At 54.5% G+C, this 12,516-nt stretch carries 10 protein-coding genes and 1 pseudogene; 7 read left to right on the top strand and 4 right to left on the bottom strand.

Annotated features, from left to right (window positions below):
• Window positions 1-2: 2 nt before the first annotated feature.
• Complete coding sequence (locus OEL83_13430) at window positions 3-1,160, top strand: beta-ketoacyl-ACP synthase III (protein MDK9708038.1); 1,158 nt, start codon at window positions 3-5, stop codon at window positions 1,158-1,160.
• Between the two features lie 241 nt (window positions 1,161-1,401).
• Here the strand turns inward: OEL83_13430 and OEL83_13435 are convergent, their stop codons facing one another.
• On the bottom strand, window positions 1,402-2,160 hold the full coding sequence (locus tag OEL83_13435; protein ID MDK9708039.1) for a hypothetical protein: 759 nt from the start codon (window positions 2,158-2,160) through the stop codon (window positions 1,402-1,404).
• A gap of 8 nt (window positions 2,161-2,168) precedes the next feature.
• Complete coding sequence (locus tag OEL83_13440) at window positions 2,169-2,366, bottom strand: hypothetical protein (protein ID MDK9708040.1); 198 nt, start codon at window positions 2,364-2,366, stop codon at window positions 2,169-2,171.
• A gap of 852 nt (window positions 2,367-3,218) precedes the next feature.
• On the opposite strand from OEL83_13440, the gene OEL83_13445 reads away from it, so the two are divergent.
• From OEL83_13445 to OEL83_13455, 3 genes and pseudogenes are all read left to right on the top strand, one after another.
• Entirely contained in the window at window positions 3,219-3,380 is a 162-nt protein-coding gene (locus OEL83_13445) for a hypothetical protein (GenBank protein MDK9708041.1), read from the top strand.
• A gap of 95 nt (window positions 3,381-3,475) precedes the next feature.
• A pseudogene (locus OEL83_13450) lies at window positions 3,476-4,075 on the top strand (IS4 family transposase).
• A 66-nt stretch (window positions 4,076-4,141) separates the two neighbouring features.
• Window positions 4,142-4,807 (top strand): transposase, encoded by a 666-nt coding sequence (locus tag OEL83_13455; protein MDK9708042.1) that lies wholly within the window; start codon window positions 4,142-4,144, stop codon window positions 4,805-4,807.
• A 124-nt stretch (window positions 4,808-4,931) separates the two neighbouring features.
• Here OEL83_13455 and OEL83_13460 read toward each other — a convergent pair whose 3' ends face one another.
• The gene (locus tag OEL83_13460) at window positions 4,932-6,863 is read right to left on the bottom strand and encodes a M10 family metallopeptidase C-terminal domain-containing protein (protein MDK9708043.1); all 1,932 of its coding nucleotides are present in this window, start codon (window positions 6,861-6,863) and stop codon (window positions 4,932-4,934) included.
• Entirely contained in the window at window positions 6,860-7,141 is a 282-nt protein-coding gene (locus OEL83_13465; protein MDK9708044.1) for a hypothetical protein, read from the bottom strand. Before OEL83_13465 ends, OEL83_13460 begins: the two co-directional genes overlap by 4 nt.
• Window positions 7,142-7,421: 280 nt before the next feature.
• Between OEL83_13465 and OEL83_13470 the strand changes: the two genes are divergently transcribed.
• The 3 genes from OEL83_13470 to OEL83_13480 are packed head-to-tail and all read left to right on the top strand — an operon-like array spanning window position 7,422 to window position 12,463.
• Complete coding sequence (locus OEL83_13470; GenBank protein MDK9708045.1) at window positions 7,422-10,010, top strand: ABC transporter transmembrane domain-containing protein; 2,589 nt, start codon at window positions 7,422-7,424, stop codon at window positions 10,008-10,010.
• A complete protein-coding gene (locus OEL83_13475) occupies window positions 10,007-11,371 on the top strand; it encodes an HlyD family type I secretion periplasmic adaptor subunit (GenBank protein MDK9708046.1) in 1,365 nt (454 codons plus the stop codon). The genes OEL83_13470 and OEL83_13475 overlap by 4 nt, the downstream gene beginning before the upstream one ends.
• A gap of 57 nt (window positions 11,372-11,428) precedes the next feature.
• Window positions 11,429-12,463 (top strand): hypothetical protein, encoded by a 1,035-nt coding sequence (locus OEL83_13480; GenBank protein ID MDK9708047.1) that lies wholly within the window; start codon window positions 11,429-11,431, stop codon window positions 12,461-12,463.
• Window positions 12,464-12,516: the final 53 nt, after the last annotated feature.

Here is a 12,516-nt window from a genome sequence, read left to right on the forward strand (position 1 = left end):
ACATGGATATCTATATCAACGACCTCGCCACCTTTCTCCCCAATGCACCGGTGGACAACGATCACATTGAGGACGTCCTGGGGCGGGTGGGTGATCTGCCGTCGCGGACCAAACGGCGGATTCTTGCCAACAACAAGATCAACACCCGGCATTATGCCCTTGATCCGGCAACCGGCGAGGCGACCCACACCAACGCCCAATTGACCGCCGAGGCGGTGCGGCGCCTGCGGCCGACCGACGATTTTTCGCCGGCGGCCATTCAATGCCTGTGTTGCGGTACCTCAAGCCCCGACCTCCTTATGCCTGGGCACGGGGTCATGGTGGCAGGCGAACTGCAGTTGCCGCCCTGCGATGTAGTTACCACGGCGGGAATCTGTGTGGCGGGGATGACAGCCCTGAAATATGCCTGTATGAATGTCGCGACCGGCACGGTCACCAACGCGGTCGCGACCGGCTCGGAACTGGCCTCATCCTTTATGCGGGCCGGCTTTTTTACTGCCGCGGCCGACCCGGAGAGCGATCTGAAAAAAAAGCCGGTACTGGGCTTTGATGCCGATTTCCTCCGCTGGATGCTCTCCGATGGCGCCGGTGCCGCTTATGTCTCGGGGCAGAAAAACCGCAGGGGTATGTGCTACAAGGTGGAGTGGATCGAAAACCGCTCCTATGCCGGCGAGCTGGCAACCTGCATGTACGCCGGTGGCAAGAAGCAGGATGACGGCCGGGTGCAGGCCTGGCGGCAGATGCCCAGCAGCCTCACAGCGGCGGAAAACAACTATTTTGCCGTCCGCCAGGACGTCAAGCTCCTCGACGAATATATCGTCTCTACCGCCATGGCCCGGGCCCTGCCGGATATCGCCGCCAAACAGGGCATTACCCCGGCAGATATCGATTGGTACCTGCCCCATTATTCCTCCGATTATTTCCGCGATCGATTTTATCAGGGAATGAAGGGCTCCGGCTTCGAAATCCCCTATGAGAAGTGGTTTACCAATCTAGCCGAGGTCGGCAATGTCGGTAGTGCCTCGATTTATCTGTTGATGGAGGCTCTGCTCAAGTCGGGAAGGCTGCGCGATGGTGAGAAGGTGCTGTGCTTTATCCCGGAGTCCGGGCGCTTTTCCCACTGCTTTATGCTGCTGACGGCGGTTGCCGGGGTGGAGTAGCGTAGCGCTGATTCCAGATCAGAATAGCGAAAAGACCCAAGGCACCGATCATGCCCCCTGACATGATCGGTGCCTTGTTTATTTTTATCAGTTTTACAGCGGGTAACAACGGCTATTATTCCATTTTGCAATCGACATGAGAACGAAGCTGCAAGCGAGCAGCGACGAGACAGTACAGTTTGGTACGGCGAGGAGCCGCACAGCGCCGCAGCTGAAGGTATCGCTTGATTGCAAATTGGAATTAGAAGGCCATGGAAACCGTCACCCCACCGTAGATGAAATCCGATTCATCACTCAGGCTCACCGACTCGATATAATCCTCCGCCTTGCTGGACAGCGGGAAGGAATAGGCGATGATCGGTTTTACTGAGAAATAATCACCAAAAGGTATGGTCAGGCCGGTGGAGACCAAACCATTATGCAATGCCCGATATTCCTCGCCCGGGTTATTGGCTTCGGCAAAGCCGGTGTCATCGGAGTAGTAGTAGCCAGCGGACGCCGCCACATCGAGGGTGATCTTATTGACCAGTTCCTGGGAATGGGACACCCCGACACTCACATACCAGGCCGGAGTGTGGGCGATCTCCCGGTATACCGAGATTGTTGGGTTGAGAATGGTGGTGAGGCCGAATGAAGCAAAGACCTCCTGGGAGTCGGTCAGACCGTCCAGGGCATAATAGGCGTATCCACCGGTGACTTTTGCTATGCCAAAGGTCTTGGCATAGGAGAGGGTCAGGTCGGTCTCGTTGTACTTGCTGCCACCATAGGCATCGTTATCGGTGTCGAGATTGCCCCACATATTGAAGCTGAATCCCTGGTAGCCGATCGTCATCGAAGGCTGAATCACCACGCTGTCCTTGCTAAGTTCCAAGCCCCTCCAGATATACTGACTGAACATTCCAAGATCAACACCTGCTGTCGGCTTGGCCTCCTCCTCGGCATAGGCGAATACCGGACCGGTGAGCGCGACAACGGCGGCGATGGCAATATACTTTCTCATTTTCCCTTTCATTTCTTTCTCTGCTCCTGGTTGAATTTCTCTTTGATTTTTGGCGCAGCTCCTGACCGCTGGACCTTTACTGGTGTCAGACTGACTGTGCCGATATCTTGACCGTTGGCTACGGTGAGCAATCCGGTCTCAACGAGTACGGGCTTGCAGGTGGTAAAGCAAAGATCGGGCCAGGGATTGTTGTGTTTGATCAACATACCGAATATTAATAGAAAAATAATATTCCAGCGGCAGCAGTTGGTGTTTTCCTGTACGGGGGTACTCACACAATTGTAAAGCATTTGTTGGGAGAGTGACAGATTTGTTAGTTTTCTTCTTAAGAAGAATTGAGGACAGGACCAGGGCTGACTTGACGGGAGTGTTCTCACTGCGATTTCTGGGGATGACGGCTTTTCGGCTCCTTGCTCCGAGGGAGTTGAACATCTCTGTCGCTGGCAATAGCGACCAAATCCTCTGCATCACTTTCTCCGGCGCTTTTCTCCATGACCTTTCACTACTGTTGAGGAATTATCCATCCCATGTCCTGTTTGAAGACTGGTGCTGTTTCCATGATGATTTTTGAGAATGGTGCTAATTGTTGCGAATCGAAAATTTCTTTAGTGAGCCGAAAAATTCGAGGAGAGTAATGTATCGGTTAAAATCCATATTTGAGTGATTTTGTACAGAGCAGCCGATGTTTTACCTTGGCCATTAAGACTGGATGATTACCAACGCATTAAATGTAAGCAATTATAAAAATTATTTGGAGGCATTGATAATACAGGTGCTTTCTGTATCTTGCTGAGAATGTAAGGAAATAATCCAAAATAAGGATGGGGAAATACCTTTGAAAAAATATATAAACCGGGTTTATTTGTGAATCTGGTGCTTTTTAGTGAGGAAAGAAGCTGGGGGATCAATGCCCATTTATCAAGCCTTACCTATTCCTATTCATTTTGAATGTTTATGGCGAATAAACAGCTGGTTAGCTTGGTCCGACCCCAATTGGAGCTGTGGGCCCAGTGGCAATGCCGCTTAAAAAATAACCTCAATAACCAAGGATTAATCTTATGATGGCAATCGCCGTATTAGGCACCCTCTTTCTTTATGGTTTGATTTCTATTGGTGTCGTCAAGCTGGTGGTGCGATGGGCGAAGAAGAGAGGCCGCAGTCCGATTCGTTGGGGAATAGTGGCAGGGTTGGTTATGTATCATTTCACTGCTGTCTCATAATTAGTTGAGGAAAACCGAATAAATAAAGGCCCGGAGAGCTTCTTGTGTTATAATGAGTTTGCGAAAAACAATATAATACCAAGGAGATCCGAGCCATGGCGCATTGTAACACAATACTCAATCAACTTGCCTCATTTTTCCCGAGACATGATTTTGAAAATCTGGCCAACAAACATCATCGAGGGCAGAAATTCCGCTCCTTCAGTCGCTGGAGCCAATTCCTCGCCATGATGATCGCCCAGCTGAGTGGTAGAAAGAGCCTGCGTGACCTGGTCGGCAATATTGCCGTTCAAGGAAAGCGGATCTACCACCTGGGCATGAGGACAACCAGCAGGGCCACTCTTGCCCGCGTAAATGACCAGCAGCCCTATGACATCTACAAGGAACTGTTCTTCCAGCTGTTACAGCGATGCCAGGCACGTGCACCCAAGCATCAGTTCAAGTTCAAGGGGAAGATCTATCTGCTTGATGCCACCACCATCAAGTTGTGCCTTGCGATTTTTCCTTGGGCTACATTCCGACGGGCCAAGGGTGCGGTCAAACTCCATTTTGGCCTCGATGCCGACGGCCATCTCTCGGTCTTTATGGACATGACTACCGGTAAAAAACACGAAATGGACTGGGCGCGAACTCTCCGCCTTCCTGCAGGAGCATGTGTTGTCTTTGATCGTGGCTTTACCGACTACAGCTGGTATGGGGAATTCCGGGGACAGTATACTTATCATTGGCAATAATTGGCTCATTTTGGTAAACCCTACCACATGGCAAGAATAGCGCGTGCAGTAGTTCCTGGCTATCCACATCATATCACCCAACGTGGTAACCGTCGTCAGCAGACATTCTTCTGCGACGACGACTACCTGACGTATATCGAACTGATGACACAATGGTGCAGTGTGTATCATGTCGAGATCTGGGCCTGGTGCCTGATGCCGAACCATATTCACCTAATCGCCGTACCGCAAAATGAGGATGGCCTGGCCCGTGCTATCGGGGAAGCTCATCGCCGTTACACCCGGCTGATCAATTTTCGTGAGAAATGGCGGGGTCATCTGTGGCAGGAACGATTTGCCTCTTATCCCATGGATGAGTCGTATTTATTGGCGACAGCCCGATATATTGAAATGAACCCTGTTGCTGCAAAGCTTGTGCAAAACCCTGAGGATTACCGATGGAGCAGTGCTCACGCACATCTCGCTGGAGAGAATGATGGTTTGGTCAAGGTCATGCCTCTGCTCGAGTTGGTTCCCGATTGGCGCAATTTTTTAAAGCTTACACCGCCAAATGAAGTCGATGTGATTCACCGTCATGAGCGCACAGGCCGACCTTTGGGGAGGGATGATTTTGTTGTACAAATGGAAGTTGCCCTTAAGAGAAATTTAAGACCTCAAAAACCCGGGCCCAAAAAGAACAACAAGATTTCGTGAAGGTTCTTTTCTCCTTGCTGGAGATAAATAAATTGTCCCCAGAATACCAGAATACACACTGAAAGGAAGTTCCGGATGGCGAAAATCCCAGGAACTTCCTTCCAGTTTTGTCTGTGAGAGGGTTCTACGCCACCACAAAGAAATCAGCGGCGGAAACAGTGCTTGGCTTTGTGGTGAGGGTGGCGAACTGCACGCTTACTCCGGCGCCTGTACCGTCGAAATCATATAAGAGAGCCCCTGAGGTGGTGTTGTAAACGACGAAGTCATTACTGTCGCCCGCAAGACCACTGGCTGAGGCCCTGAAGAAGGCGGAGTTGAGGGTGCCGAGGGTTGAGAGGCGGGTGAATATGGTCCGGTCAAGCCATATTTTATCGAGCAAATGACCGAAATCAGTGATGGCATCTCTATTGCCGGTGGAACTGAGGGCAGTGTCAAAGACAAAGATGTCGGAGCCAGCTCCACCTGTCAAGCTGTCATTTCCCGCACCTCCATATAATCTGTCGTTGCCAAGGCCGCCATTCAGGATGTCGGCACCGGCCCCGCCGATCAGGATATTGGCGGCACTGTTGCCGATTATGGTATTGGCCAAGGTGTTGCCGACGGCATTGATAGCGGCGGTACCAAGAAGGGTCACCTTCTCAAGATTGGCCCCAAGGGTGTAACTGATGCTTGCAAAGACTGAGTCAATTTCCGAGGCCAAGGTGCTGGTTTCGGTGATGATGTCACCAGCGTTATCGACGTAGTAGGTGTCGTTGCCGATCCCCCCGATCATCCTGTCGGCGCCTGCCCCGCCATTTAGGATGTCGGCACCGGTGCCGCCACTCAGGACGTTGGCGGCGCTGTTGCCGATGAGGGTGTTGGCAAGGGCGTTGCCGGCACCATTGATGGCAGCGACTCCGGTAAGGGTCAAATTTTCAAGATTGGCCCCAAGGGTATAGCTGATGCTCGCAAAGACCGAGTCGATTTCCGATACGAGCGTGCTGGTCTCGGTGATGATGTCACCGGCGTTATCGACGAAATAGCTGTCATTGCCGAGCCCCCCGATCATCCGGTCGGCACCTTTTCCACCGTTGAGGATGTTGGCGACATCGTTGCCGATAAGGGTATCGTTAAAGACCGAGCCGGTGGCATTTTCTATGGTTGCGCCGTAGGCGATGGTCAAACAATCCCGGACATAGGATTGGCCATTCCAGAAACTGACGCCGATGCTCGACCAGTAGCCGGAGCGCAGGTCAAGGATGACGTACTGTGACTGGTTCGAGCCGTCAAGGGTATCGGTGCCGCCCGCATCCCAGATCGTCTCAAAGATTTTCTTGTTTGCATCCCAGCGATAGATATCATTGCCGGTTTTGTAGGTCATGTTTGCACCATACAAAAACTGGATTGCCCGGATGTCGTTGAGCATCGGAGAGGTTGGGTAAAATGCATTGCTGTAGCCGTTGAGGTCATCGCCATTATAGGAGCGGTAGCTCATGACGCTGTATTTCAACTGATCCTGGCCGGCAACAGGGGCTACCGGGCCGGTGTGCGGGTGACCCAGGCCAAGGGCATGGCCGAGTTCGTGGACAAAGGTCTGATAGCCGTAGGTTCCGACCACCGGATTATTGTAATACGACGGGTAGTTCGGGCCGAACCAGATATCGCCGCCATTGGCAGTAGTCGATGGATACCAGGCGTAGGCAGTAGGGTTGGAGTAATCGTTCGATTGTCCCCAGCGGATATCACCGGCATTGGTTGATGAATCGGTGGTTTCGGTAAAGGTGATTTTAGCGACGGCAGCCCAGCCGGCCATGGCACTGCGCGCCGCGGTAATCTGCGCGAGCGAAAAAGCTGTGACCCTGGCCGTATCGCCGGTGTTATAGCCGTATCGAGAGTTGAGGGTGGAAAAGCTGGTGGTCAGAGACACGCCGCTGCCAATGCCACCACCCCATTTTGACCCACCCAGCAAATTGGTGATGCTAGCAGAAGTCGAGCCTACAGCCGTCGGGTTGTAATAGCTCACCGAGGCCCTGTTGCCATATATCCCGTTACCATTGCCTGTGTATGTTGTTGTCATGGGATTATCGTTTCCTCGGTTGAGATGTCTCTTTTGCCGCCGGTCATCGAGATGTACGGGGCAGGGTGATGGCCGGGGTGTGGCGCGTTTTCCGGCAATCCTTCTGTCCGTATCCTGTGGGGATCGGTTGCAATATGGTAATTGAAATGCTGTGTGGTAATTGAATTACTATTTGTGGCTGCTGTTGACTGCCATGTCTTGCCGGGGTATTGAACGGCATTGACAATACCGGCCTGTGGCACAGCGAATTTCATTAATATCTTGGTAGCGATTTTCATCTTGTTCTCCGAGGCAAAATAGGTGACTCAGCCTTTCTGGAGCAATAATCGATCCAATCTGTATGGTAATCGCTCGAATAAACAATATTCCAACACATCCGGCTATGTTTTGCGGGCAGCCGGTGATTAATAGTTTCATTGTTAGGTGAAACTGGCTAGAATCTTCGCTGTGGAAGATTATCCGTTCCTTTCAATTTGTTATGGATGTATTGGCTTTTCCGGAAGGGGTGTTTGGCAAACGGCTCAGCAGTAATACATCACACAACCGCAAGATGAATCAATGACGAACGAAACCGCAACCGCCGCACCGGCAGCTGAAGCGCCCTCGGGCCTCTTGGCCTGTTGCCGCCATCTGGCGGTGAGTTCCGGGCAGGCTGTTTTTGCCGCGCAGCTCGATACTCTCCGGGAGGGCTTCGGCCCGCAGGGACGGCAGGAGACTCTCGAAGGAGTGGTCCGGGTTGGGCGGGCTGCCGGTTTGCAGACGGTTATCCAGCGGCTGCAGCCTGACCAGTTGGCCACCCTCGCCGGGCAACTGCCGGCGGTTGGCGAGTTGCGTGACGGCCGTTATCTGGTCTTTGCCGGAATTGCCGCTGGCAAAGACCCGGGGGCGGAGGTACTCACCGTGCTTATTCCCCGCCCGGATGGACAAATGCAGGCCGAGCAGGTAACGCGGCAGGCCCTCCAGCCGCTTTGGACCGGTGGCCTGTTGCGTTTTGACAAGATCAATACCGCCCTGGTCTGTTTTACCCTCATTGCCCGCGAGCATAAGATCGAGTTGACAAGGGAGCGTCTGCTCCACGAATATAACCTTGTCGCCGACGAAATCCCCAAGGATACCCTATTGCGGATGGCCAAGGAAATGGGCCTGAAGGCCAAGCTCCTCAAACTATCATGGAACAGCCTGGTTAATCTGCAGAAGGCCTATCCGGCAATCGCCGTCCTGCAGAATGGCCGGCATATGGTCATCGCCGGCGTGACGGCGCGGGGCGAGCAGGATAAGCCGGGTGAAATTGTCGTTGCCTGCTTCGACCCCCTGGCCGGCAGCGGTGGTGCCCATGTCCGTTTAACCCGCCAGGAGTTTGAGGCGATCTGGGCCGGCAGGGTTTATGTCCTGAAACGGCCGTACAAGCTCACCGACGAAGGACAGCCGTTTAGCCTGCGCTGGTTTATCCCGGAGATTCTCAAACAAAAAATCACCTTTATCGATATTGCCCTGGCGGTGCTTTTTATCAACGCCATCTCCCTGGTGACGCCGATTTTTTTCCAGATCGTCATTGATAAGGTTCTGGTCAACCAGGCTTATACGACCTTGCACGTCCTCGGCATCGGCATGGCCGGGGCGTTGGCGGTCAATGCCGGACTCGATTTTCTCCGCGACTACCTGCTGCTTCATGCCACCAATAAGATCGATCTGCGGGTAACCGGACGCACCTTTAAACATCTCCTCAACCTGCCCCTCGATTTCTTTGAGCACGTCGCCGCCGGTGTCTTGACCCAGCATATGCAGCAGACCGCCAAGATTCGCAATTTCCTCACCGGCAACGTCTTTCTCACCATGCTTGAGGCCACTTCGCTGTTTGTCTTCCTGCCCTTTCTGTTCTTCTACAGCTTCCAGCTCACCGGCATTGTCCTTGTCTTCACCGTGACCATTGCCCTGGTCATCGGGGTCCTGATCGTCCCCTTTAAGCGGCGCTTGAACGCCCTCTACGAGGCCGAGGGCAGCAGGCAGGCGATGCTTGTCGAGACCATCAACGGTATGGCCACGGTCAAGGCCATGGCCATTGAGCCGCTGCTGCGCAAACAATGGGAAAACAAGGTGGCCAAGGCGGTCAGTATGCAGTTTCTCGTCGGCAAGATCTCCATCACCGCCAAATCCATCACCCAGTTTTTAGAGAGAATGATGACGGTCATCCTGGTCTGGATGGGCGCCAGCCAGGTCTTTGACGGGACGCTTACTGTCGGCGCCCTCATCGCCTTCCAGATGCTCGCCGGCCGGGTGACCTCGCCCTTGGTGCGTTTGGTCGGCCTTATCAATCAATATCAGGAAGCGGCGTTGTCTGTTGAAAAACTCGGCCTGGTCATGAATGCCCGGCAGGAATGGGGTGCCGACCGGCACGGCGTCCGGCCATCGCTCGCCGGCGATATTGTCTTCGACCGGGTGAGTTTTCGTTACGCCCCCGACCTGCCCAATGCCCTGAAAGAGATTTCGCTCGTCATCCCGGCCGGCAAAACCCTGGGCATCGTCGGACCGAGCGGTTCCGGCAAGACCACCCTTACCCGCATGCTGCAGAAGGTATATTTCCCGACGACCGGCACCATCAGGATCAACAACTGCTACCTCAACGAGCTGGACACTGCCCATCTCCGGCAAAACATGGGGGTGGTGCTGCAGGAGAATTTCCTTTTTCATGCGACGGTTGCCGAAAATATCAGGGCCGGTCAGGCCTCGGCGACGCGGCAGCAGATCATCCACGCCGCCCTCATGGCCGGTGCCGATGAGTTTATCGTCCAGTTGCCGCAGGGCTATGACACTATGCTCGAAGAGGGTGCCAAAAACCTGTCGGGCGGCCAGCGGCAGCGCCTGGCCATCGCCCGGGCCCTCCTCACTCAGCCGGAAATCCTCATCTTCGACGAAGCGACCAGTGCCCTCGATCCGGAAAGTGAGCGGATTGTCCGCGAGAATCTGGTGCAAATCGCCAAGAACCGCACGGTGATCATTGTCTCGCACCGCCTGTCGATGCTCAAAGACGCCGACAGCATTCTGGTTTTGGCGGGTGGCGAACGGGTAGGCCACGGGTCGCATGGGCAATTGCTGGAGAACTGCCAGCTGTACCGCCACCTCTGGCAGCAGCAGATGGAGCTGAAATGAACAAGGGCAAGACAAAACTCTCCGAAGATGTTCTCGAATATCAGCCGGATGCGGTGGAGATTGAGGAGCGCCCAGTTCCCGGCAGGATTCGCTGGGTGCTGTACCTGATCCTTGGCTCGCTGATTGCGGTGGTGGTTGGGGCGATCATCTTTCAGGTGGATCGCATTGTCGTCGCCGAAGGGGAGTTGATAACCACCTCGCCGACCATTGTCGTCCAGCCGCTGAGCACGGCGGTGGTCCGCTCGATCCATGTGCAGATTGGCGATACCGTCGAAAAGGGCCAGGTGCTGGTAACCCTTGATCCAACCTTCGCCAGCGCCGATCTCAGCCAGCTGACCAAACAAAACCTCACCCTCGGTGTGCAGATCCGGCGCATCCAGGCAGAACTGGCCCATAAGCCCTTTGCCGCCCGCCCGGAGGAAGGAGAGGATGGTCTGCTGCAGGAACAACTGCTTCGCCAGCGTAAGATAATCTACAATAAAAATAAACAGATGACCGAGGACAAAAGCGCCGCCCTTGAGGCCAAGCTCGCCCTCAACGCCGTCCAGCGTCAGGGCCAGGAGCAGCAGGTAAAGCTGCTGCGCGACCTCGAAGGGACGACCGCCAAGTTGCCACAAAACGGCCCGGAATACCGGCTGAGGCTCCTTGAAACCCAAAAGTCCCGGGCACAGGCGGCCAATGCCGTTGAAAGCCTGCAGGCGGAAGAGCAGGTGACCCGCAATGAACTGAAACAGGTCCAGTCGGAGTGGCAGCGCTTTATCGAGGAACAGAACGGCGAACTGATGGAGCAGGAGGTGAAGCTGCGCACCGAGCTGGAAAAGGTCCTCGAAGAGCTGAACAAGGCCAAGCGGATGCACGAGCTGGTGTCGCTGCGGGCGCCGGAAAAAGGCATAGTCCTGAAGATGGCCAAGCGCTCGGTGGGCTCGATCATCCAGGCGGCCGAGCCCTTGATTACCCTGGTGCCGAGCGACAGCGCCATTGAGGTCGAGGTGGATGTTGAGACCCGCGATATCGGGCGGATTCGGCCCGGCGATGCGGTGCGGGTCAAGCTCGATGCCTTTCCCTTTCAGCGCCATGACACCCTGCCGGGGATTGTCAGGGTCATAAGCGAAGACGCCTACCAGCGCAATAATCCGCCGGAGGCGGTGGTCGAGACATCGTCCGACGAACAACCGGCGACTGCCTTTTACAAGACCCGGGTCAGCCTGCTTTCAACCAGCCTGCGCAATGTCCCTGCCGGTTTCCGCCTCATGCCGGGAATGAAGGTGCGGGCCGAGATAAAGGTCGGTACGCGCAGTGTTATTTCGTACTTCCTCTACCCAATTATCAGGGCCTTTGATGAGAGTATGCGCGAGCCATAAGACCTGATCATGACGGATGATGCCAATCAACTTTAAAAGACGTACTCACAGAACATCATGACTATGAACACGTTACGCTGGATTCATGGACTTTTCGCCCTGCCTTTGCTTGTTGTCCTCGGCGGTTGTGGCGCCCTCACCGGTTTACCGGGACATGGCGGCGGCAAGCGCTTTGCCGTCGAACAGGAGCTGGTTGCCGCGGCGACCCGCGGGGCGATCAAGCAGATCGACCTGAGCGCGATCCGTGGTAAAAAGATCAATCTCTTTGTCAATGCCATCGGCGACACCGGGGCAGGTAACCTGGTGGGCGGAAGATTCTCGGTGGCCTCGCAACTGCGCGGCGATTATATCCAGGCCCCGCCAACGAAAGAAAGCTCCACCTTCCCCCGTTATACCTCGTCCACCTCGTCGACATCCTCGACCTCCGGCGCGTCCGATACGTCGACGGGAAGCACCAGCACCTCCACGTCCAACCACAGCACGACGGTCAGCGAGAGTACGACCGACAGTGTCTTGCCGATGGCCGACTCGAAAAAGACCCAGCAAAAAGGCCATGGCGGGGTTGGCCAGTTTGGCGCTGAGTATAAGGGTATCGGTGCCTACCAAAACTCCGAGGAAATTACCTCTAATGATCTGCAATATCTTACCGGTCTCCTCCAAACCTATCTGTTCCTTCGCGGTGTCAATGTCGTGCCGCCGTCCGAGGCGGACATCGATGTCTATGTGACCATCGATGTTTTCGGCACGGTGCGCAGCCGGGTGGAGTGGTTTATCGCCAATAACGAGATCCTGCGCGCCAAAACCGCCCTGGAGGTCCTGGCGGTCGACCATCTGACCGGTCAGCTGGTCATGCCGCCGCAGTCGGCGGGCGCCGAGGCCGAATACAACGAACAGTACATCTTTTGGGCCGGTCCGGTGATGATCAAGCAGACACTGCAGAAAACCAAGCCGCTGCTCAGCGATTTCACCGATTTTACCGAAATTGAAGGAGCGACAAAAGCGGCCGAGCAGGATGTAACCATCCCCTATCCCTTTAAACTCCAGATGGAGAAGATGAGGGCGAAGAAGGATGAGGGGGAGGTGGCGCAATGATTTCGGAGATGCCTCCAAGAACCTGATGGAATTTAAAAGAGTGGGATTTTCTT

Source organism: Desulforhopalus sp. (genome assembly GCA_030247675.1).
In the GTDB taxonomy this organism is placed as follows: Bacteria; Desulfobacterota; Desulfobulbia; order Desulfobulbales; family Desulfocapsaceae; genus Desulforhopalus_A.